Below are 22,531 nucleotides of genomic sequence, written 5' to 3'. Positions count from 1 at the left end.
CCCCGGCTGTCCGAAAGGACGGCCGGGGCGTTCCCGGTGCGCAAGACTCAGGCCGCGACGACCTCGCGCGACGAGAGCACGCGCTCGACGAGACCGTTGAACGCGGTGAGGTAGGCTGCGAGGAACTCGGCGGTCTGCTGGTCGGTGACCTCGCCGTCCTCGGTGATCAGACCGGGCAGCGACTGGATGTAGCCCTCGGGCTGGCCGAGGGTGGGGGCGTTGTAGTGGCTGAGGATGGCCTTCAGATGCTGCTGGGCCGCTGCGGTGGCGATACCGCCGCCCGAGGTGCCGATGACGGCGGTGGGCTTGCCGTCGAACGAGGCCTGACCCCACGGACGGGCCGACCAGTCGAGGGCGTTCTTGAGCACACCGGGAATCGAGCGGCTGTACTCGGGCGTGACGATGATGACACCGTCGACGTCGGCGATGGCCTGCTTGAAGTCGCGCGCGACCTGCGGGTAGTCGGCGTCGTGATCGGGCGAGTAGAACGGGAGATCCGCGATCGGGATCTCTACCAGCGTGGTGCCCTCGGGGGCGAGACGCTCGAGCGCCGTCGCGAGGCGACGGTTGATCGAGGTCGACGAGATGCTGCCGACGATGTAGCCGATGGTCCGGTCGGTCATGTTGTGTGTGCTCCTGACAGAAGAAGGGCGCCCGCTCCAGCGGCCGCCATGGACGTACTCCCGCCCCAACACGGGCAGGGCAAGGTCTATTCCCACGTATGAAGAACTGCGACGCGTCTCAGCGCTCCACGAGCACGCCGTCGGCGTCGGCCCACACGCGGTTGCCGGGCGCGAATATCACCCCGGCGATGGTCACGGGCACGTCCACCTCACCGACGCCGTCCTTTGCGCTCTTGCGCGGGTTCGAGCCCAGCGCCTTGACCCCCAGCGGCAGCTCGCCGATCGCCGTGCGGTCGCGGATCGCCCCGTGCACGATGATCCCGGCCCACCCGTTCTCCACGGCGGATGCCGCGATGAGATCCCCCACCAGCGCCGACTCGAGCGAACCGCCGCCGTCGACCACGAGCACCGCGCCGTCGCCGGGCGTCGCGAGCGTCGCCTTCACCAGGGCGTTGTCGCGGTGGCAGCGGATGGTGCGGATCGGGCCGTCGAAGGCTGGGTGGCCGCCGATGTCCTGCAGCTGCAGCGGGAGGGAGTCCAGATCGTCGCCGCGCTCGTCGTAGAGGTCTGCCGTCGCGATCGTCATGGCTGCCACGCTACGCGCGCGGGGAGGGTCACCTCCGGCATCCATTCGGAAAGATCGACGGGACTTCCGTCTTCGGGAAGACACGGTCAGCTGGCACCGAGGCGGGGCGCATACAGTTGCAGGTGAGCCGATGGCGTCTCTTTCCGACACCCCCAGGAGACCCCATGCACACCACCCTCACCCGCACCGCCACCGTCGACGCCCCCATTCTCGACGTCCTCGCCGAGCGCTGGAGCACGCGGATCTTCGACGCCGAGACGCCCATCGACGAGGCTGCACTGGCCAGCGCCCTCGAAGCGGCACGGTGGGCGCCGTCGGCCAGCAACACCCAGCCGTGGCGGTTCGTCGTCGCGCGCCGCGGCACTGAGGCGCACGCGGCGATCGTCGGGTCCCTCATCGGCTTCAACCAGACCTGGGCCGGCGATGCCGCCGTGCTGGTCGTGTTCGCCGCCGTCGCCACGCTCGACGACAAGCCGCTGGGCTGGGCCGTCTACGACACCGGCCAGGCCGCCGCGTACTTCACCGTGCAGGCGCACGCCTCGGGCCTGCACACGCACCAGATGGGCGGATTCGACCGCGACGCGATCGCCGAGGCGTTCGGCTTCGGTGACGGCCTCGCCGCCGTGACCGTGATGGCCGTCGGCACGCTGGGCGATGCGGCATCGGCATCCGAGGCACTGCGCGAGCGCGAGGCCGCGCCGCGCGTCCGGCGTTCGGCCGCCGACTCACTCCTCGTCGACGCGTAGGGCTGCTCGCTCAGGGGCTGGTGGATGCCGGGGGCGTGCCTTCGGGGTGCAGGAACACCGCGAGGGAGTAGTCTGCGCCGTCGGCGTCGGGTTCCCGGTCTTTGTACTCCGCGAACAGGGCGTTGAGCCGCCCATGGAGCTCGTCCCTGTGCGCCTCGGACAGCCGAAGGCCGAGCCATCCGAAGTAGATGCGGTCAGGGTCAGCGAGGGCGACCTGCTGGCGCACGGTCTCCATGATCAGCGCCGGGGCGTTCTCCATCGGCGCGTTCCATGACCGGCCGGTCGCCAGATACGGCACCTCACGGGCGCCCTGCGCCCCGCTGCGCTCGGGCTGCGGCGCGAGGAAGCCGGTGTCCACGAGTGTGCGCACGTGATGGAGCATCGTGCCGGGGTTCAGCTCGAGCAGGTCGGCGAGCTCCTTGTTCGTCCGCGCGTCGAAGCGGCACAGTCGCAGAATGCGCAGCCGCAGCGGCGAACTCAGCGCACGGCCTGCGGCACGCGCCTCGTCATCGTCCATGCACTGATCCTACTCCCGTGATTGACTTTTCCCAATCACTCTCGCAGACTGATCGACATGTCTCAATCGGTTCAGCCGGAAGACCTCACCACGGCTCCCGCCGACGTCTCGCTCGGGTCACTGTGGCGCGACCGCAACTTCCTCACGATGTGGAGCGGTCAGGCGCTCAGTCAGTTCGGGGCGCAGATCACCGAGCTCGCCCTGCCGGTTCTCGCCGTGCTGCTCCTGCACGCGACGGAGTTCGAGATCGGAGTGCTGAACGCCGCCGGCACTGCCGCGTTCCTCGTGGTGGGACTCCCCGCCGGCGCGTGGATCGACCGCATGCGCAAACGCCACGTCATGATCGTCGCGGACCTCGTGCGGGCGCTCGCCCTGGCATCCCTCCCCCTGCTCTGGGTGCTCGGCGCCCTGCAGATCTGGCACATGGTGGCCGTCGCCCTCGTGATGGGCATCGCGACCGTGTTCTTCGACGTCTCGTACCAGAGCGTCATCCCGTCGCTCGTGCGACCCGGCCAGATCGCCGAGGCCAACGGCAAGTTCGAGACGACCGCGCAGCTCGCCGGCATCGCCGGTCCTGCCGCGGGCGGCTGGCTCATCGGCGTGATCACCGCGCCGCTTGCGATCCTGGTCACCGCCGGCACCTACGTCGCCTCGATGCTCGCGCTCGCGTTCACACGCGATCACGAGCGGGTGGCGCCGGCCGCCGAGCACGATCCGCTCGCCCGCTCGATCGGCGAGGGACTGCGCTGGGTGTTCGGCAATCGGTACCTGCGACGCATCGTGGGCACGACGGCCGTGTCGAACTTCTTCTCGACGGTGACGTTCACGCTGATGCCGATCTTCCTGCTGCGGACCCTCGGCATCACGCCCGAAGGCCTGGGCCTCGTCTTCGCGGTCAGCTCGCTGGGCGGCGTCGCCGGTGCGATGGCGACACCGCACATCGTCCGGCGGCTGGGTGAAGGCCCGGCGATCCCGATCGGCGCCATCGCGTTCTCGTCGATCGCGCTGCTGCTGCCACTGGCGGCGACATTCCCCGACGTCGCCTTCCCGATCGTGCTCGTGCAGGGTTTCGTCGCCATGTTCAGCGTTCTGCTCTACAACATCACGCAGGTCACCTTCCGGCAGCGCATCACGCCGCCGCGCCTGCTGGGCCGCATGAACGCCTCGATCCGGTTCTGCGTGTGGGGCGTCATGCCCCTCGCGGCGCTGACCGCCGGCGGCCTGGGCACGTGGCTCGGCACGACCGCCACCATGTGGATCGGCGCCGTCGGATCAGTGGCCTCCGCGCTGTTCGTCGTGACCGGCCCGTTCTGGACCACCCGGTCGCTGCCCGATCCCGGCGCCTGATCGGGAGGGATCACCGCTGTTCACTCCGGCGGCATCTTCGACCGGGGGCCGGTGTCGACGATACGACCGCGAACGGTTCCGCCAGCAGGCGTCGATCCGCATCGTCCGACGGTCGAGCGTCGCGTGCCCGCCGGAGTGGGCGCCACGGCCGACCCGCGCGGGGTCGCCGCGGGCGCCCGACGGCCACTGAGCTGTTCCCGGTTCACCGGCGGCGCGAGGTGCCCTCGGGACGCCCGGCGAGCGCGTCAGCGGCGCGGACGAGCGCGAGGTGGGAGAAGGCCTGCGGGGTGTTCCCGACATGCCGGCGATGGTCGACGTCGTACTCCTCCGACAGCAGTCCGACGTCATTGGTCAGCGCACACAGCCGCTCCATGAGCGCCGCCGCATCGGCGTCGCGCCCCGTCGCCGCGTACTGCTCGACCAGCCAGAACGAGCACGCGAGGAAGGGGTGCTCGTCGCCGGCGAGCCCGTCGACCCCGGTGTCGGTGCGGTAACGCAGCAGCAGGCCGTCGCGCATGAGATCGCGCTCAATGGCGTCGACGGTGGCGAGCATGCGCGGATCGTCGTGCGCGCAGAACCCGACCTCGGGCAGCAACAGCAGCGACGCGTCGAGCTGCTCCGACCCGTAGTACTGCACGAAGTGACCGCCGGTCGGATGCACGCCCTGCTCGTCGATCTCGGCGCGCAGCCGGTCGCGCCACCGCGCCCATGTCTCGCCATCGCCGTCCAGGCCCGACTCGATCACCGCGCGCACCCCGCAGTCCAGCGCCGCCCACATCATGGCGCGTGAGTGCGTGAACTTCTGCGGTTCGCCGCGGATCTCCCACATGCCGTTGTCCGGCCGGTCGATCGTCGCCACGACGCGTTCGACGAGCGCGCGTTGCAGCGGCCACGAGAAGCTCGTCTCCTCCAGCCCCGCAGCACGGGCCGCCTCCAACGCCAGCAGCACCTCGCCGATGACGTCGCCCTGAAACTGCGACACCGCCCCGTTGCCGATGCGCACGGGTCGTGAGCCGGCGTACCCCGGCAGGCTCGTCAGCGTCCGCTCGGGCAGGTCGCGCTCGCCGGCGATGCCGTACATGATCTGAACGTCTGCGGGGTCGCCGGCGACAGCGCGCAGCAGCCAGCCCCGCCACCGTTCGGCTTCGCCGAGGAACCCGTGCCCGATCAACGCCTCGAGCGTCATCGCGGCATCCCGCAGCCACACGTAGCGATAATCCCAGTTGCGTTCGCCGCCGAACTCCTCGGGCAGCGACGTGGTCGCCGCCGCGACGATGCCACCGGTGTCGGCGTGGCTGAGGGCGTTCAGCACCAGCAGCGAGCGCACCACCTTGTCATGGTGCGGGCCCGTGTGGTCGATCCGGCCCGCCCACTCCTGCCACCAGGTGCGCGTGGCTTCGCAGACGACGTCGACGTCGACGCGCGCCGGCACGGCCAGGTGCGACGGGAACCAGGTCATCGTCAGGTCGATCGTGGTGCCGGCCTCGGCGGTGAGGATGCCGCGGTGGCTGTGCGCGTCGGCGGTCAGCTCCGCGCCGCGGACGACGACGGCACCCGGCCCGACGACGGCCAGCAGAGCGGGCCCCTCGGGCTCGGGCACCTGCCGCACCCAGGGCATGCCACGCGCGTAGTCGAAGCGCAGCCACAGGCGCGTCTCGAACGAGACCGTGCCCGAGATGCCGACGATACGTCGCACGACGTCGGCGCGCTCTCCGTCCAGCGGCATGAAGTCGTGGACTTCGGCCACCCCGCCGTCGCTCTCCCACCGCGTGACGAGCACGAACGAGTCACCGTCGTACTGCCGCGTGACATCGGCATCCCGGTCGACGGGGTGCAGGCTCCAGCAGCCGTGCTCCTCATCGCCCAGCAGCGCGCCGAACACGGAGGGCGAGTCGTATCGGGGCAGGCACAGCCAGTCGATGCTCCCCTGCCGCGACACGAGCGCGACCGTCCGGCGGTTGCTGAGCAGGGCATAATCCTCAATCGGCGCGGGCATTCCCCCATGGTCGCAAACCCCCTGTGCGATGTGAACCGCAGCGTTAGGTTGAGGGAATGACCGACGACACCACGCTCGTGATCCTCGGCGCGTCCGGCGACCTCACCTCGCGCCTGCTCCTGCCCGCTCTCGGCCAACTGCTGATCCGGGAGCCCGCCCGCCGTGTCCGGCTGCTCGGCGCCGCCATCGAGGACGGCGATGACGATCGATGGCGCGACGTGGTGCGTACGGCGTTCGCCACCGTCGGCGCCGAGTCCGCCTACGACCGCGTGGCCGCGACGACCTACCGACGCGCCGACATCACCGACCCGGACGATCTGCGATCGCTGCTGATGGATGCCGGGGACCGGCCGATCCTGTACTTCGCGGTGCCGCCCGCCGTTACCACGCGAGCCTGCGACGCTCTGGCCGGCATCCACGTGCCCGCGGGGACGGTCCTGGCGCTGGAGAAGCCGTTCGGCTCGGACGAGGCCAGCGCCCGCGCCCTCAACCGGGTGCTGACCGGGATCGTGCCCGAGGAGCAGGTGTTCCGCATCGATCACTTCCTGGGCCGGTCGACGACGCTCAACCTGCTCGGTGCCCGGTTCGCGAACCGCGTGCTCGAGCCGGTGTGGTCGGCCGATCACGTCGAGTCGGTCGTGATCCGGTACGACGAGACCCTGGGTCTGGAGGGCCGCGCCGGCTACTACGACCGCGCCGGGGCGCTGGTCGACATGCTGCAGAGCCATCTGCTGCAGGTCATGGCCGTGCTCGCGATGGAGCCGCCGTCGACGCTGGGCGAGCGCGACATGCGCGACGCGCGGTGCGCGGTGCTGCGGGCCACCCGCGTCTGGCACGACGACCCGGTGGCCGGCTCGCGCCGGGCACGCTACGCGGCCGGGACCGTGCAGGGCACCGCGGTGCCGGATTACGTGGACGAGCCCGGCGTGGACCCGGCCCGCCAGACCGAGACGCTCGCCGAGATGACGTGCGAGATCCGCACCGCGCGCTGGGCGGGCGTGCCGTTCACCCTGCGGTCGGGCAAGGCGATCGGGGCGCGCCACACCGAGATCGTGGTCCGGTTCAAGCCGGTGCGGCACCTGCCCACGGGGTTCACCGGTTCGGCCGACGGGTCGGTGCTGCGGTTCACGCTGGGCCCCGACGAGATGTCGCTGGAGCTGAACATCAACGGCCCCGGTGATCCGCTGCATCTGGATCGTGCCGCGCTGACCGCCCGCCTGGGCGAGGGGCAGCTGCTGGCCTACGGCGAGGTGCTGTCCGGCATCCTCGACGGCGACGCCGCGCTGGCGGTGCGTGGCGACGCCGCCGAGGAGAGCTGGCGCATCGTGCAGCCGGTGCTCGACGCGTGGCGGAGGGGCGACGTGCCCCTCGACGAGTACCCGGCCGGCTCGGGCGGGCCGGCGGCCTGGCCGGAGCTGTGACCCGGCGTCAGTCGTCGAGCAGCTCGGCCTCGATCACCTCGTCGTCGTCATCTCCGGGGGTGGACGCCGGCACCGCACCCTCGCTCGTGAGCACGAGCTGCGAGCCGTCGGCTGCGACGTCCACCCGCACGATGTCACCGTCGCGCACGCCGCCCGACAGCAGCGCCATGGCGAGACGGTCCTGGATCTCGGACTGGATGAGGCGGCGCAGCGGCCGGGCGCCGAACAGCGGGTCGTACCCGCGCTCGGCCAGCCACGCCCGGGCATCGGGGGTGACGGCGAGCGTGAGCCGGCGGTCCTTGAGGCGACGCTGCAGCGCGTCGACCGACAGCTCCACGATCTGGGCGAGGTCGTCCTCGCTCAGCGCCTGGAACATGACGATGTCGTCGAGCCGGTTGAGGAACTCGGGCCGGAAGGCGTGGCGCACGAGGTCCATGACCTGCTCGCGCTTGACCTCGGCCGACAGCGTCGGGTCGATGAGGATCGGCGAACCGAGGTTGCTCGTGAGCACCAGGATCGTGTTCGTGAAGTCCACGGTCCGGCCCTGCCCGTCGGTGAGGCGTCCGTCGTCGAGCACCTGCAGCAGAATGTCGAACACCTCGGGGTGCGCCTTCTCGACCTCGTCGAGCAGTACGACCGAGTAGGGGCGACGGCGGACCGCCTCGGTGAGCTGACCGCCCTGCTCGAAGCCGATGTACCCGGGAGGGGCCCCGACCAGACGGGCGACGGAGTGCTTCTCGCCGTACTCGCTCATGTCGATACGGACCATGGCCCGCTCGTCGTCGAACAGGAACTCGGCGAGCGCCTTGGCCAGCTCGGTCTTGCCCACGCCGGTGGGGCCGAGGAACAGGAACGACCCGGTGGGCCGGTTCGGGTCGCTGATGCCCGCGCGCGAGCGGCGAACGGCGTCGGACACGGCCTTCACGGCCTCCTTCTGCCCGATGAGCCGCTTGCCGAGTTCGGCTTCGAGGTGAACGAGCTTCTCGCTCTCGCCCTGCAGCAGCCGCCCGACCGGAATGCCGGTCCACGCGGCGATGACGGCCGCGATGTCCTCGTCGGTGACCTGCTCGTTCACCATGCGCTCTTCGGCGGGGTCCTGCTCGGCGCGCTCGGCGGCGGCGACCTCCTGCTCGAGACGCTTGATGGTCTCGTACTCGAGCCGCGACGCGCGGGCATAGTCGGCTTCGCGCAGTGCGCGGTCGCGGTCGGTGTAGGCCTGGTCGAGCTGCTTCTTCAGGTCGCCGACACGGTTCAGGCCCGCACGCTCGCGCTCCCACCGCTCGTCGAGGACCTTCAGTTCGGCGGTCGCGGCATCCATCTGCTCGCGAAGCGCCGCCAGACGCTCTTTGGAAGCCGCGTCCTTCTCCTTCTTGAGCGCGAGCTCTTCCAGCCGCATGCGGTCGACCTGGCGGCGCAGCTGGTCGATCTCGACGGGGCTCGAGTCGATCTCCATCTTCAGCCGGCTCATGGCCTCGTCGATGAGGTCGATCGCCTTGTCGGGCAGCTGCCTCGACGGGATGTAGCGGTTGGAGAGGGAGGCCGCGGCCACCAGCGCACTGTCACTGATGGTCACCCCGTGGTGGGCCTCGTACCGGCCCTTCAGCCCGCGGAGGATGGCGATCGTGTCCTCGACGCTGGGCTCGCCGACGTAGACCTGCTGGAAGCGGCGCTCGAGCGCGGCATCCTTCTCGATGAACTCGCGGTACTCGTCGAGGGTGGTGGCGCCGATGAGACGCAGCTCGCCGCGCGCGAGCATCGGCTTGAGCATGTTGGATGCCGCGACCGACCCCTCGCCGCCGCCGGCGCCCATGAGGGTGTGCAGCTCGTCGATGAAGGTGATGACGCGTCCTTCGGACTCGGTGATCTCCTTGAGCACGCTCTTGAGTCGCTCCTCGAACTGGCCCCGGTACATGGCGCCGGCCACGAGTGCGGAGATGTCGAGGGTGATGAGCTCTTTGTTCTTGAGCGACTCGGCGACGTCGCCGGCGACGATGCGCTGGGCGAGACCTTCGACGACGGCGGTCTTGCCGACGCCGGGCTCGCCAATGAGCACGGGGTTGTTCTTGGTGCGGCGGGTCAGCACCTGGCTGACGCGCCGGATCTCGCTGTCACGCCCGATGACGGGGTCGAGCTTGCCATTGCGGGCACGGTCGGTGAGGTTGATGCCGAACTGCTCGAGGGCGCTCTGCTGGTCCTCCTGCCCCGGCGTGGGTTGTGCGTTCATGTGTTCTCCCGAAAGTATGCCGACTCAAAGTTGAGCCTTGTGGACTCAACTTTATCACCGTGTGGATGCCGGGGCAATGCGCCCTCAGCGACCCAGGCGCTCGCGGGCGTCGGCGTAGGCGCGGCGCAGAGCTTCGCCGACCCATTCGCTGCCGTGGTACACGTTCTCCTCGCCGAGTTCGGCCACCATGCCCCCCACTTCGAGCTGCCGGAGCACCTGCTTCTCGCTGACGACGAGCACGAGCGCGCCGTCGGCGTCGCGCAGCGCGTGCGCGTACCGGCGCAGCACCTCGATGAGGGCGAGCCCCAGGTGGTCGGTGCCGCGCAGCCGGATGATGACGATGGAGCCGGTCGACGCGCGGCTGACGACGGGCAGCTGCTTCTCCATCGTCGGCGCGCTCGCGAAGAAGAGACTGCCGTACGGCTGCAGGATCACGACCTCGCCGGCGCCGACCACCGGCGGCGGGTCGTCCTCGCGCATGCGGCCGTCGGCGGTCAGTGTCACGCGCCGCACCCGCAGCCGGTTGGACTGCTGCGCGACGAACAGGATGATGCCCAGCCCCACCCCCGCCAGCACCGCGAATTGCAGCGGAATCAGCAGGGTGAGCACGAACGTGACGGTCATGATCGCCGTCTGCAGCGGTCCGCTGCGGATCACCGAGTACACGCGACTCGGCTTGACCGTGGCGACACCGACGACGATCAGCAGGGCGGCGAGCGCGGGCATCGCGACATAGGCGACCAGGCCGGATGCCAGGAGGATCACGAGGACCATGACCAGCCCGGCGACGAACAGGGCCAGCCGCGTCTTGGCGCCGGCGGTGACCAGCAGCGCCGAAGCCGACATGGAGCCGCCCACCGGCATGCCCTGGAACAGCCCGGCGGCGACGTTGCCGGCACCCTGACCGATGAAGTCGCGCGACGCGTCGGCGGGCTTGCCGTCGGGTGTGGGGATGCCGGCCGACACCCCGGCCCCCTGCACGAGCCCGACGAAAGCGAGGGAGATGGCAGGGACAATCAGGTACGCGATGTCACCGATGTCGGGCAGGACGGGGGCCGGCAGGCCGCCGGGCACCGTCACGATGTCGCGCAGCAGGACCACCGGATCAGGCACCCACAGGTCGAGCAGCAGTGCGCACACCGAGCCGACGAAGACCGCGATGACCAGGCCCATACTGCCGACGGGCGTGCGCTCGAGCACGACGATGACCAGACCCGTGATGACGCCGACGACCACCGCCGGCAGGCTCCACTGCGCGATATGGAACGCCAGATCGACGGTCTTGACGATGCGGTTGGCCCCCACTGCGGCGTAGCCGGTGAAATTCGACAGCTGGCCGAGCACGATGTTGATGCCCACGGCGGTGATGAAGCCCGTCATCACCGCCGTGGGGACGAAGGCGACCAGCCGGCCCGCGCGCAGGAGGCCGGCCACGATCATGACGACGCCGCACAGCACCGCGAGGGTGAACAGTGCCCGGTCGGGGTCGGGTCGCGCGCCGAGGTCGGCGTCGGCGACCACCAGTGCCATGGCGCCGGTGGCCTGTACCGCCATGAACGTGCTGCTGGTGAAGAATGCGGCGCCGACCATGCCGAACAGATAGGCGTACAGGCCCGCGAGCGGGTTCACCCCGGCCAGCAGCCCAGACGCGAGACCATCCGGCACACTCTCGACGCCCAGCACCAGTCCGGCTTTGACGTCGCTGCCGAGCGTCTTGCGGGAGAACCACCGCCGTGGATCGATGCGCACGCGTCAACGCTAACGGTCTGCCGACCGGCGTGCACGGCTCGCATCACCGCGAGCCGCATAGCCTCGTTCGACCCGACACGATCCGGCCGCCCATAGGTAGCCGGCTCGGTCAGATGTATGCGGTTGAGCGAGCGTTGACGGGTCAGGATGCCATCGAGACCGGGCACGCGAAGCGCGCGCGGTACGCGGTCGGCGTCGTGCCGAGGGTGCGCGAGAAGTTCTGGCGGAGCACCGCGGCCGAGCCGAACCCGCACTCGTAGGCGATGGCATCCAGACCCAGGTCGGTCTGCTCGAGCAGCCGCTGCGCCTGGATGAGACGCTGCCGCCCGAGCCACGCCGCCGGTGTCGTGCCGAGGTCTGCCCTGAACCGCCGGGCGAACGTGCGAGGCGACATGTGCGCCCGTGCCGCGAGCTGATCGACCGTGAGATCGAGCCGCAGGTTCTCGAGCATCCAGTCGGTGACAATCGCCAGCGACTGCGATCGGGTCTCGGGCAGCGGCTTGGCGATGAACTGCGCCTGGCCGCCGTCGCGCTGCGGCGGCACGACCATGCGGCGGGCGATCGTGTTCGCCGCCTCGGCGCCGAGTTCGAGGCGGAGCAGGTGCAGGCAGGCGTCGATGCCGGCGGCGGTGCCGGCGCTGGTGATGATGCGGCCGTCCTGCACGTAGAGCACATTCGGATCGATGTCGACCGCCGGGAACATCTCGGCCATGACGTCGGCGTACATCCAGTGCGTGGTCGCCTTACGCCCGTCGAGCACCCCGGCCGCGCCGAGGACGAACGATCCACTGCACACGCTCAGCAGCCAGGCGCCGCGGGCGGCGGCGGCGCGCACCGCATCGAGGACGCGCTCGTCGACGCTCCCCCAGTACGGGCGCGGGATCGGCGACACCACGACGAGATCTGCCTCGTATGCGAATGACAGGTCGTGCTCGACGTTGAGCGAGAAGCCGATCTTCGACGGCACGACGCCCGGCTCTGGGGTGATGACTCGGAAGTCGAAGTTCTGGATGCCGTCGTCGGAACGGTCCAGTCCGAACGCTTCGCAGGCGAGACCGAACTCGAACGGGGCGAAGCCGGGAAGGACGATGCAGGCAACGGTACGCATGGCAGAAATCATACTCATATGTGCAGTCCTGCCACTAGTGGCAGTCCCACACCGCGCGTAGTGTTCCTGCCATGTTCCTTTTCATCATCCTCGCAGCCCTCGCCGCGGGCGCCGTCGGCGCCACCGTACGCGCGCTGACGAACGACGGCTTCCGTGCCGTCCCCACCGACCCGCGTCGCCTACCCTGAGCCCGCTGCGCGCGCCGGGCGGCCTACTCATCCGTCGCGAAGTGTCGGCAACCCAGGGCATGGCGACACCTTCGGCCGGATGAACCCGGGCGCGGGGACGGGCACCTGCTCATCCGTCGCGAAGTGTCGGCAACCCGCGGCATGGCGACGCCTTCGGCCGGATGAACCCGGGCGCGGGGACCGGCAACCTGCTCATCCGTCGCGAAGTGTCGGCAACCCAGGGCATGGCGACATCTTCGGCCGGATGAACCAGCGGCGCGGGCTCAGCGGCGCGCGAGCGACGCGACGGCGTCGAGCAGCGTGCGCGCCGACCGCGGCCAGGTGAACTGCGCGATGTGGGCGGCACCGGCATCCACCACCCGAGCCCGGACCTTCGGGTCGTCCAACGACCGCACCGTCGAGGCGACGGCGAACGGGTCGTCCGGGTCCACGTAGAGCGCGCCACCGCCGGCCACCTCGCGGAAGATCGGCATGTCGGTCACGACGGCCGGCACGCCCATCTCGAGCGCCTCCGCCAGCGGCAGGCCGTAGCCCTCGTCACGACTGGTCGACACCAGCACGGCGTGATCGGCCAGGGCGGCCGCGTACGCGGCATCCGTCACCCCATCATGGAAGACGATGTCGGCGTCCGGCGCGAGGGCGGCGAGCTCGTGCCGGCGCTGCGGCGATATACGCGAGAGCAGGTGCAGCGTGCGGCCGGGCAGCAGCGGCATGGCACGCACGAGCGTCTCGACGTTCTTGTACGGCATGAACGAGCCCATGTAGACGAGGTTCCGCGCCGGGCCGTCACCGGTCACCGTCACCCCGTCGGGCAGCTGCTGGTCGAGCCGCTGCGGCGCGTTGTGCACGACGATGACCGGACGCTTCGTGAGCCTGACGTCGGCGAACTGCTGCTTGCTGGTCTCGCTGACGGTGACCACCAGGTCGGCGCTGTTCAGCGTGATCCGCTGCGGCACGTACGAGAGGTGGAACAGGCGCCAGCCCACCCGCACCGGCCACGGCAGGTCGCGCGGCGGCGTGCGGTGCCGGTAGTAGATCGTGTCGTGCAGCGTGAGGATCAGGCGGTAGCGCCGCCCGATCGCACCGATCGTCTGCATCGGCGAGAAGACCACATCGGGCCGGTGCCGGTTGAGGATGAGGGGGGTGACGGGCTCGCGCCAGGACGTCGGGCCGTGGATCTTCAGCGTCGCGGCCCCGTCCGGCAGCAGTGGGATCTGCGCGTCGTCCCACACCAGGAACGTCACTTCGACGACGTCGCCGGCGGCCTCCGCGGCCACGGCAGCGGCGAGCTCTGCCGAGTAGCGGCTGATCCCGTCGTGGAAGTCGGTGCGGATGTAGCGCGCGTCGAAGAACAGGCGCATCGTCAGCTCGGCAGCGGCTCGCCGCGGTAGAGCGCCTCGAACGTGTCGAGGGTGCGCTCGATGTCGTGGATCTCGACGCCCTTCAGTGAGGCCTCCTGCATGCGCAGGTACTCTTCGGGCGGGGCGGTCAGTACGCGGCGCAGCTTGCCGGCGAGGTCGTCGGCGTCACCCGGTTCGAACAGGTAGCCGTTCTCACCGTCGTGCACGAGGTGGGGCAGGGCGACCGCGTTCGCCGCGATGACGGGAAGACCGGATGCCATGGCTTCCATCGTCGCGATGGACTGCAGCTCGGCGATCGACGCGATCACGAAGACGTCGGCACGCGTGTAGGCCGCCCTCAGGTCCTCTTCGGACGTGCGGCCGTGGAAGGTGACGCGCTCATCGAGGCCGAGACGGTGCGCCGCCTGCTCCAGATTGCGGCGTTGGTCGCCGCCGCCGACGATGTCGAAGTGCAGGTCGAGTTCGGGCACGAGCTTTGCGATCGCCTCGAGCGTGACCTCGACGTGCTTCTCGGTGGTGAGCCGGCCGACGAACAGCACGCGGGTGTGCTCGCGCGGCGTGAGGTCGGGGGTGTAGTTGCCTTTGTCGATGCCGCAGCTGATCGGGACCACGCCGCTGATGTCGATGGTCTGCTCGAGGAACTCGGCTGCCCGGCGCGTGGGCGTCGTGACCGCGCGCGACATGTCGAAGGTGCGCCTGGCATCGTCCCACGCGAGCTTGATGACGATCTTGTCGAGCACCGGCGGCAGCGTCGTGAAGTCGATGATGTTCTCGGCCATCACGTGGTTGGTGGCGACGACGGGGATGCCCCGCTGGTGCGCGATGCGGGTGAGTCCCCGACCGATGACGATGTGCGACTGGCTGTGCACGACGTCGGGCTTGACCTGGCTCAGCACCCGGCGGGCATAGTGCTTGCTCATCCAAGGCAGGGTGAATCGCAGCCAGTCGTGGGGGTACCAGCGCCATCCGGGCAGCCGGTGCACGGTCAGGTCCTGGCCCTCGATGACCTCGGTGAAGGTGCCGTGCTTGGAGTGGCCGACGCTGGGCGTGACGACGTGGACATCGTGGCCGCGGGCGGCGAGGCCGGCGGACAGGCGTTCGGCGAAGCGCGCCGCCCCGTTCACATCGGGGGCGAAGGTGTCTGCGGCCATGACGATCGTCAGGGGGCGGCGCTCGTCCGCGGCTTCGGCGGGTTCGGGGGTCGCGGGGGGAGTCACGGGATCGGTGGCTGCCTATCTCTGCGGCGCGACGGCCAGATGTGCCGGCGCACCCCCACTCTACCGGAGGCGATTCCCCGCGCCCGGAGCCTCGCCCGCCATCTGAGGCCGCAGTGGGCGATGGAGTCCACCGGACCATCACCCGCACGGGGCGACCGGGCCGCCGCTCCCTGCCGCTACGACCGGCGGACCGATAGCGTCGTCTCATCCGGCGATGCGAGCGAGGAGTGATCCGTGAATGGTGCCATAGGTGAGATCCTGCCGCTCGCGCTCGGTGTCGCGATCAGCCCGATCCCGATCATCGCCGCGATCCTCATGCTCCTGTCCCCCAAGGCGAAGGTGACCGGCACCGGATTCCTCGTGGGCTGGATCGTGGGCATCGTCGTCGCGGTGACGGTGTTCACGCTGCTGTCGGCGGTGCTGCCGGAAGAGGATGCCGCGGCCTCGCAGCCCATCAAGGGCGTGATCCAGCTCGTGCTGGGCGTGCTGCTGATCGTGATGGCGCTGGGCCAGTGGCGCAAGCGTCCCCGGGACGGCGTGGCGCCGGCCATGCCGAAATGGATGGCCGCTATCGACAAGGTGTCGTTCCCGACCGCGCTGGGTCTGGGTTTCCTGCTGTCGGCACTCAATCCCAAGAACCTCATCATGGCGGTGGGCGCCGGCACCGCGATCGGCGCGCACGATCTCGACGCCGGATCGACGACGCTCGTCATCGTCGTCTACACCCTGATAGCCGGGTCGACCGTGCTGGTCCCCGTGGTCGGCTATCTCTTCGCCGCTGACAAGCTGCGTGGTCCCCTCGACGCGCTCCACGGCTGGCTCGCCCGGGAGAACGCGATCATCATGGCCGTCCTGCTGCTCGTCATCGGCGTGTCGATGATCGGCAAGGGGATCGGCAGCTTCTGAGCCGCTCCATCAATCAGGAAGGATCACCATGGCAGATTTCCGCTACGGTCCCGTCGAGCTGTACCTCGTCGGCTTCGAGGGCGATCGTCCCGCACCCGAGGTCATGGATGCGCTGACCGCCCAGCTCGACAGCGGCACCGTCCGGCTGCTCGACTTCGTCATCGTGGCGCGCTCGGCCGACGGCGAAGTCACCGTGACCGAGATCGACGAAGACGAGTACGGCTTCGGTGACGTCGAGCTCGGCGCCGTCGGCATCGCCGGCGAGGACGACATCGACGAACTCGCCGAGCTGATCGAGCCCGGCGCCTCGGCGGCGCTGATCGCGCTCGAACTCGTGTTCGCCCGGGAACTGGCCTCAAAGCTCGCCGCGAGCGGCGGTGTCGTGCTCAGCTCGGAGCGGATCCCGGCACCCGTCGTCAACGCGATCGTCGATGTCATCGAAAACGAAGAAGGAGAATGATCATGCCCCTACGTCGAATCGGCCGCCCCGGCCTCATCGGCATGGCCGCCCGCACGGCCGTCGTCGCCGGCACCGCCACCGCCGTCTCGGGTGCCGTGGCCGGTGGCCAGCAGCGCAAAGCGCAGGCGCAGTACGAGCAGGAGCAGTATGAGGCCGCGCAGCAGCAAGCTGCGATGCAGGCGGCCGCGCAACAGGCGGTAGCGCAGCAGCAGGCCGCACCCGCCGTTCCGGCGGCACCGGCAGCCGGCACGGATGTCGTCGCCGAACTCCAGAAGCTCGCCTCCCTGAAGCAGGCCGGCGTAATCACCGACGAGGAGTTCGCCGCCGCTAAGGCCAAGCTCCTGAGCTGACGCCCGCGAACCGATGAAGGAAGCCACGCGCGAACGAATCGTCGACATCATCACGGTGTTCACGCTGTCGATCACGGCGGTACTGACGGCGTGGTGCGGATTCGAGGCGTCGAAGTGGGGCGGCGAGATGTCGATCTCCTTCAGTCAGGCCTCGGGTGCCCGCATCCAGGCCGCCGCGGCCGACGGTCAAGCGCGCGACGCCCGGCAGTACGACCTCACGATCTACACCGAGTGGGTGCTCGCCGAGCGCGGCGAAGACACCGAGCTCGTCGAGTTCATCGAGGAGCGGTTCACTCCCGAGTTCCGCGTCGCCTTCGATGCGTGGGAGGCGGGCGGACGCATCGAGCGGGGACCGATGGCGATGGCCGAGTATGTGCCGCCGGGAACGGTCGAGGCCGCTGAGCTGTCCGCCCGCGCCGATGCCAAGTTCGACGAGGCGCTGGAGAACAACCAGCGCGGCGACAACTACTCGCTGCTGACGGTGATGTTCGCTCTCGTGCTGTTCCTGACCGCGCTGTCGCAGCGCGACTTCACCCCGTGGGTGGGTCGCACCCTGCTGGGACTGGCGGTGGCGATCGACCTGGTGCTGATCGTCATGCTGCTGACCTTTCCGATCAAGATCTGACCACGCTCATCCCCCCGGGGTGAACCGGGTGACGCCGCGAGTGGCGCCTCGCTAGCGTGGGACTCGGACCCTGATCGCGACGAAGGAGATTGCCATGGCCGGCGACAAGCCCGAATTCAGCGGTGTCATCAACCTCGACGTTCGGGACTCGGTCCCCGATTGGAAGCCGTACGAGCTCACGCGGGCGCCCGAGGGCGCACCCAACGTGCTCGTCGTCCTCTTCGACGACACCGGCATGGCCGCGTGGTCGCCGTACGGCGGCCGTATCAACATGCCGACGCTCGACCGGCTCGCCGAGAACGGCCTGACCTACACACAGTGGCACACCACCGCGCTGTGCTCACCGACACGCTCGTGTCTGCTCACCGGCCGCGACCACACCACGAACCGCATCGCGTCGATCATGGAGACAACCAACGGCTTTCCGGGTAACTCGGGCCGGATCCCGGACGAGTGCGCGAGCATGGGCCATATCCTGCAGGACAACGGCTACTCGACGTACTGGATCGGCAAGGACCACGACGTCCCCGAAGAGGACATCGCCGCGGGTGGCAGCCGGTCGCGGTGGCCGCTGCAGATGGGCTTCGATCGCTTCTACGGGTTCCTGGGCGGTGAGACGAACAACTGGTACCCCGACCTGGTCGAGGACAACCACTTCATCGAGGCGCCGTACACCCCCGAAGAGGGCTACCACCTCTCCAAGGACCTCGCCGACCAGGCCATCCGCATGCTGCGCGACCAGCAGGCGTCGAACCCGTCGAAGCCCTGGTACATGTGGTTCTGCCCCGGCGCGAACCACGCGCCGCATCACAGCCCCAAGGATTACGCCGAAAAGTACCGGGGCATGTTCGACGACGGCTACGACGCCTACCGCGAGTGGGTGCTCACGCGCATGATCTCCAAGGGCATCCTGCCCGAGGACACTCAATTGACACCGTTCAATCCGATCCTCGAGGAGCAGCAGAACCCGATCGACCACGTGAAGCCGTGGGAAGAGCTCAACGACGACGAGAAGCGGCTGTTCTCACGGATGGCGGAGGTGTTCGCCGGGTTCAGCGAGTACACCGACGCGCAGGTCGGCCGGGTCATCGATTATCTCGAGGAGACCGGTCAGCTCGACAACACCATCGTGTTCTACTGCGCCGACAACGGGGCCTCGGGAGAGGGCACCGAGAGCGGCTCGGTCAACGAGAACAAGTACTTCAACAACTACCCTGACGATCTCGCCGAGAACATGACGATGATCGACAAGCTGGGCACGCCCGACACCTACAACCACTATCCGACCGGTTGGGCGGCCGCCTTCAGCACCCCGTACCAGATGTTCAAGCGCTACGCACAGTACGCCGGTGGCACCTGCGACCCGCTGGTGATCCACTGGCCCAAGGGCATCCAGGCCAAGGGCGAGATCCGCCACCAGTACCACCACGTGACCGACATCGTGCCGACGATCCTCGACATCATCGGGCTGGAGATGCCCGACGTCTACCGGGGGGTGAAGCAGATCCCGCTGCCCGGCGTCTCGATGCGCTACACGTTCGACGACGGCGATGCGCCGACGCAGAAGAAGCGGCAGTTCTACACGATCGGCGGGACGCGGGGCATCTGGCAGGACGGCTGGAAGGCTGCGGCGACGCACGCGCCGATGAACGGCAAGGGCAATTTCGACAAGGATGCGTGGGAGCTCTATCACACCGATGTCGACCGCTCGGAGTCCAATGACCTGGCCGGCCAGTACCCCGAGAAGGTGAAGGAGCTCGTCGACGCGTGGTTCGAAGAGGCGCACAAGAATTACGCGCTGCCGATGGACGACCGTTCTGTGATGGAGATGCTCACGACCGAGCGCCCCCAGGCCGAGCCGACGCGAGACCGCTACGTCTACTACCCCGACACCAGCCCCGTGCCCGAGGGCGTCGCGGTGAACGTGCGCGGTCGCTCGTTCAAGATCCTGGCGGACGTCGATCTCGAGGCGGATGCCGAAGGTGTGCTCTTCGCGCATGGCTCGCGGTTCGGCGGTCACGCCCTGTTCATCAAGGACAACAAGCTGCATTACGTGTACAACTTCCTCGGCATCCCACCCGAGCAGACGTTCGTCTCGAAGGAGCTGACACCCGGACCGCACGTGCTCGGGATGGAGTTCATCCGCGAGAGCGCCGGCGAGCACAAGGAGTCGGTGGGAACGTGCCGGCTCTACGTCGACGAGGAGCTCGTGGACGAGGGTCCGATGCGGGCGCAGGTGGGCAAGTTCACGCTGTGCGGCGACGGCCTGTGCGTCGGCTACGACAGCGCCGACACGGTGAGCCGGCAGTACACCAACCCGTTCCCCTTCACCGGCGGCAAGCTGCTGGGGGTGGCGATCGACGTCGGCAAGGAGCAGTACCGCGACCTCGAGCTGGAGGCGGCCGCGCTGCTGTCCGTGGAATGAGCCTGGTGGCGGCACGTCACCGCCACCGAGTGAGCTGGGCGCCGCTGAGGCGTTCGCCCGCGGCATCCGATGCAGCACCCGGGTGAATCCGTCACGGGGGACCTCGCCTTTCCAACTCGGCCCGACGAGCAGGAAAGCACCCCGTCCGGGCCGGTCGCGCGCGTGCCGATGTAGGCGAAGTTGTCGGCGCCCATGTCGACCAGGGTGACGGCCAGTTCATCCGCGACTCCCTCGTACGCCATGCACTTGCTTGAACTACTGCTTGAGCATCGCCACCTGCAGCTTGTGCTCGTCATCGATCAGATGCGAGTGGTCGTCATCACCGAGGTCGATGCGCACCCAGTCGAGCGTGCCGGTGAAGGCGTTGCCCGTCGCGCCGTAATCGGGTGAGACCGGCGACGCCAGGTCGCAGCCGATGTCGACGGTCTCGTCGAACGTGAACTGGAACGGGAGCGTCCGCTGTACACGGCCCTCGCCGATCTTCTCATCCCCGGCGAACAGCGTCACCGTGCCGCCCTTGCCGAGGCCGCCCCCGTCGTAGGCGAAGTGCGCGCGCAGCTCGTGTGAGCCCGCTGCGACGGCGCCATCGGAGCGCACGACGTCGACCGCAATGCCGAGCAGGTTGTAGGCGAACGCGAGCGCGCCGCCGGTCGTGTAGAACGACCACCCGCCGTACGCGCCGCCCTGGGCGATCAGCACACCGTCGGCACCGGCATCCGGAACCGTCGCCTTCGCGGTGACCGTCCACGACTTGTTCTTGATGTTGATGGTCGAGTTCTCGCTCAGCCGCTTCATGCCGGGGTAGAACGTCTGCGTGTCGCCGGAGATGAGCTGGGGCCGGCCGGCTATGTCGGGGTTGAAGCGCTCGGCACTGCGGGTGTCGAGCGGGAGCACGTTGAACCGTGCCGCCTGGATGAGGAAGAGCTGCTGCAGGTGCGCGAGCCGTTCCGGCTCGGCAGCCGCGAGGTCGGTGGACTGCGTCCAGTCCTCGTCGACGTTGTACAGCTCCCAGACGTCGTCGTCGAGGCCGTGGCTCGATGCCAGCCACGGATCCTTGTGCTTGGCCACCGCGGTCCAGTCCTTGTGGAAGATCGCGCGGTTGCCGAACATCTCGAAGTACTGCGTGACGTGGCGTTCCTCGGCCTCCGCGTCGGCGAACGTGTAGTTCATCGGCGTGCCCTCGTACGGACGCTGCGTCACGCCGTGCACGGTCGACGGCTCGGGGATGCCGGCCGCTTCGAGCACGGTCGGGGCGACGTCGATGACGTGCGAGAACTGGTTGCGGATGCCGCCCTTCTCCACGCCGCCGTTGGGCCAGCTCACGATCGTGCCATTGCGCGTCCCGCCCCAGTGCGAAGCGACCTGCTTGGTCCACTGATAGGGGGTGTCCATGGCGTGCGCCCAGCCGACCGCATAGTGGTTGTACGAGCTGGGCGTGCCCAGCTCGTCGATGTGGTCGGCGACGTACTGCTCTGTCTCTATCTCGTTCATGTGGTTGATCGTGAAACCCTCGTTGGTCGTGCCGTGCATCGACCCCTCGGCGCTCGCGCCGTTGTCGCCGATGATGACGTAGACGAGGGTGTCGTCGAGGATGCCGAGCTCTTCGTATGCGTCGAGCAGGCGGCCGACGTGGTGGTCGGTGTAGGCGAGGAATCCCGCGTAGACCTCCATCTGCCGCGCGAGCGCGGGCTTGATGAGGTCGCTCATCTCGTCCCACGAAGGGATGCCGGGGCTGCGCGCGGTGAGGACCGCATCGGCCGGGACGACGCCGAGTTCGAGCTGCCGGGCGAAGGTCTCCTTGCGCACCTCGTCCCAGCCCTGATCGAACTTCCCCTTGTACTTGTCAGCCCATTCGGCAGGCACGTGATGGGGCGCGTGCGTGGCGCCGGGTGCGAAGTAGGTGAACGAGGGGACCTCGGGGGCGAGGGTCTTCTGCTCGCGCGTCCAGGCGATCGCTTTGTCGGCCATGTCCGCCATGAAGTGGTAGCCCTCGTCGGGGGTCCCCCAGGGCTCGACCGGCGTGGTGTTCTCGTAGATCGCCGGATACCACTGGTTGGTCTCGCCGCCGATGAAGCCGTAGAAGTACTCGAAGCCGTTGCCGGGGCTCGGCCACGCGTCGAACGGCCCGATCGCGCTGGCCTGCCAGACCGGCACCTCGTGGCACTTGCCGAACTGGGCGGTGTTGTAGCCGTTGAGCTTCAGCGTCTCGGCCAGCGGGGCGCATGAGTTGGGCCGCACCGAGCTGTAGCCGGGCGCCGATGTGGCGATCTCGGTGATGCCGCCCATGCCCACGGTGTGATGGTTGCGGCCGCTCAGCAGCGCAGCGCGGGTGGGCGAGCACAGCGCGGTCGTGTGGAAGCGCGTGTATTTGAGGCCCGCCGCCGCGACACGTTCGAAGTTCGGGGTCTCTACCGGCCCGCCGAAGGCGCTGGATGCCCCGAACCCGGTGTCATCGATCAGCACCACGAGCACGTTGGGGGCCCCGGCCGGCGGCCGGATGGGCTGAATGGGCGGGTAATGCGTGTCCGGATCAGTGGCGTCGTAGGTGACCGTCCCCGTGTAGGCGAGGTCGGGGATCGGCAGCGCGCCGCGCTGGAGGTTGTCGCTCATCACACGCATCCTTCTACCGAGCGGACGTCGGCCTACGCCCAAATGTAGGGGCAACGGGCGGGGCCTGACCAT

Annotated in this window: 18 protein-coding genes; 8 read left to right on the top strand and 10 right to left on the bottom strand. The window is 69.0% G+C overall.

From position 1 onward, the window contains the following. Positions 1-47: 47 nt before the first annotated feature. Both BKA10_RS13615 and rraA read right to left on the bottom strand, forming a co-directional pair. Positions 48-623, bottom strand: a complete 576-nt coding sequence (locus tag BKA10_RS13615; RefSeq protein WP_183500458.1) for an NADPH-dependent FMN reductase — start codon at positions 621-623, stop codon at positions 48-50. Between the two features lie 118 nt (positions 624-741). Then, positions 742-1,209: a ribonuclease E activity regulator RraA gene (rraA, locus tag BKA10_RS13610; protein ID WP_183500457.1), complete on the bottom strand. Its 468-nt coding sequence runs from the start codon at positions 1,207-1,209 to the stop codon at positions 742-744. A 164-nt stretch (positions 1,210-1,373) separates the two neighbouring features. Between rraA and BKA10_RS13605 the strand changes: the two genes are divergently transcribed. Continuing rightward, positions 1,374-1,955 carry a nitroreductase family protein gene (locus tag BKA10_RS13605; RefSeq protein ID WP_183500456.1) on the top strand — a complete coding sequence of 194 codons (582 nt, stop codon included), beginning with the start codon at positions 1,374-1,376 and terminating at the stop codon, positions 1,953-1,955. Positions 1,956-1,965: 10 nt separating this feature from the next. On the opposite strand, the gene BKA10_RS13600 is transcribed toward BKA10_RS13605, so the two are convergent. Next, complete coding sequence (locus tag BKA10_RS13600) at positions 1,966-2,472, bottom strand: helix-turn-helix domain-containing protein (RefSeq protein ID WP_183500455.1); 507 nt, start codon at positions 2,470-2,472, stop codon at positions 1,966-1,968. A gap of 57 nt (positions 2,473-2,529) precedes the next feature. Here BKA10_RS13600 and BKA10_RS13595 point away from each other — a divergent pair, with 57 nt between their 5' ends. Further along, complete coding sequence (locus tag BKA10_RS13595) at positions 2,530-3,819, top strand: MFS transporter (protein ID WP_183500454.1); 1,290 nt, start codon at positions 2,530-2,532, stop codon at positions 3,817-3,819. A 202-nt stretch (positions 3,820-4,021) separates the two neighbouring features. Here BKA10_RS13595 and BKA10_RS13590 read toward each other — a convergent pair whose 3' ends face one another. Beyond that, a complete protein-coding gene (locus tag BKA10_RS13590; RefSeq protein ID WP_183500453.1) occupies positions 4,022-5,815 on the bottom strand; it encodes a glycoside hydrolase family 15 protein in 1,794 nt (597 codons plus the stop codon). Positions 5,816-5,871: 56 nt separating this feature from the next. Between BKA10_RS13590 and BKA10_RS13585 the strand changes: the two genes are divergently transcribed. Beyond that, complete coding sequence (locus tag BKA10_RS13585; protein WP_183500452.1) at positions 5,872-7,236, top strand: glucose-6-phosphate dehydrogenase; 1,365 nt, start codon at positions 5,872-5,874, stop codon at positions 7,234-7,236. Positions 7,237-7,243: 7 nt separating this feature from the next. Here the strand turns inward: BKA10_RS13585 and BKA10_RS13580 are convergent, their stop codons facing one another. The 5 genes from BKA10_RS13580 to BKA10_RS13560 all read right to left on the bottom strand — a co-directional run bounded on the left by BKA10_RS13580 (position 7,244) and on the right by BKA10_RS13560 (position 15,083). Then, entirely contained in the window at positions 7,244-9,460 is a 2,217-nt protein-coding gene (locus tag BKA10_RS13580) for an ATP-dependent Clp protease ATP-binding subunit (RefSeq protein ID WP_183500451.1), read from the bottom strand. 84 nt (positions 9,461-9,544) lie between these two features. Next, a complete protein-coding gene (locus tag BKA10_RS16980; RefSeq protein WP_183500450.1) occupies positions 9,545-11,209 on the bottom strand; it encodes a SulP family inorganic anion transporter in 1,665 nt (554 codons plus the stop codon). Between the two features lie 142 nt (positions 11,210-11,351). Further along, positions 11,352-12,317 (bottom strand): GlxA family transcriptional regulator, encoded by a 966-nt coding sequence (locus tag BKA10_RS13570; RefSeq protein ID WP_183500449.1) that lies wholly within the window; start codon positions 12,315-12,317, stop codon positions 11,352-11,354. Between the two features lie 451 nt (positions 12,318-12,768). Next, a complete protein-coding gene (locus tag BKA10_RS13565) occupies positions 12,769-13,866 on the bottom strand; it encodes a glycosyltransferase family 4 protein (protein ID WP_183500448.1) in 1,098 nt (365 codons plus the stop codon). Positions 13,867-13,868: 2 nt separating this feature from the next. Beyond that, positions 13,869-15,083 carry a glycosyltransferase gene (locus tag BKA10_RS13560; protein WP_248199251.1) on the bottom strand — a complete coding sequence of 405 codons (1,215 nt, stop codon included), beginning with the start codon at positions 15,081-15,083 and terminating at the stop codon, positions 13,869-13,871. Positions 15,084-15,317: 234 nt separating this feature from the next. Here BKA10_RS13560 and BKA10_RS13555 point away from each other — a divergent pair, with 234 nt between their 5' ends. The 5 genes from BKA10_RS13555 (at position 15,318) to BKA10_RS13535 (ending at position 19,849) form a co-directional block, all read left to right on the top strand. After that, positions 15,318-15,989 (top strand): GAP family protein, encoded by a 672-nt coding sequence (locus BKA10_RS13555; RefSeq protein ID WP_183500447.1) that lies wholly within the window; start codon positions 15,318-15,320, stop codon positions 15,987-15,989. A gap of 28 nt (positions 15,990-16,017) precedes the next feature. Beyond that, complete coding sequence (locus tag BKA10_RS13550; protein ID WP_183500446.1) at positions 16,018-16,449, top strand: DUF6325 family protein; 432 nt, start codon at positions 16,018-16,020, stop codon at positions 16,447-16,449. 2 nt (positions 16,450-16,451) lie between these two features. Then, a complete protein-coding gene (locus BKA10_RS13545) occupies positions 16,452-16,799 on the top strand; it encodes an SHOCT domain-containing protein (RefSeq protein ID WP_183500445.1) in 348 nt (115 codons plus the stop codon). 13 nt (positions 16,800-16,812) lie between these two features. Next, the gene (locus BKA10_RS13540; RefSeq protein WP_183500444.1) at positions 16,813-17,424 is read left to right on the top strand and encodes a hypothetical protein; all 612 of its coding nucleotides are present in this window, start codon (positions 16,813-16,815) and stop codon (positions 17,422-17,424) included. Positions 17,425-17,518: 94 nt separating this feature from the next. Beyond that, a complete protein-coding gene (locus BKA10_RS13535) occupies positions 17,519-19,849 on the top strand; it encodes an arylsulfatase (RefSeq protein WP_183500442.1) in 2,331 nt (776 codons plus the stop codon). Between the two features lie 255 nt (positions 19,850-20,104). Here BKA10_RS13535 and BKA10_RS13530 read toward each other — a convergent pair whose 3' ends face one another. Then, positions 20,105-22,459 carry an arylsulfatase gene (locus BKA10_RS13530; protein WP_183500440.1) on the bottom strand — a complete coding sequence of 785 codons (2,355 nt, stop codon included), beginning with the start codon at positions 22,457-22,459 and terminating at the stop codon, positions 20,105-20,107. Between the last annotated feature and the right edge of the window lie 72 nt (positions 22,460-22,531).

It is taken from the genome of Microbacterium invictum, from assembly GCF_014197265.1.
In the GTDB taxonomy this organism is placed as follows: domain Bacteria; phylum Actinomycetota; class Actinomycetes; order Actinomycetales; family Microbacteriaceae; genus Microbacterium; species Microbacterium invictum.
This window is presented reverse-complemented; position numbering and strand designations above follow the sequence as displayed.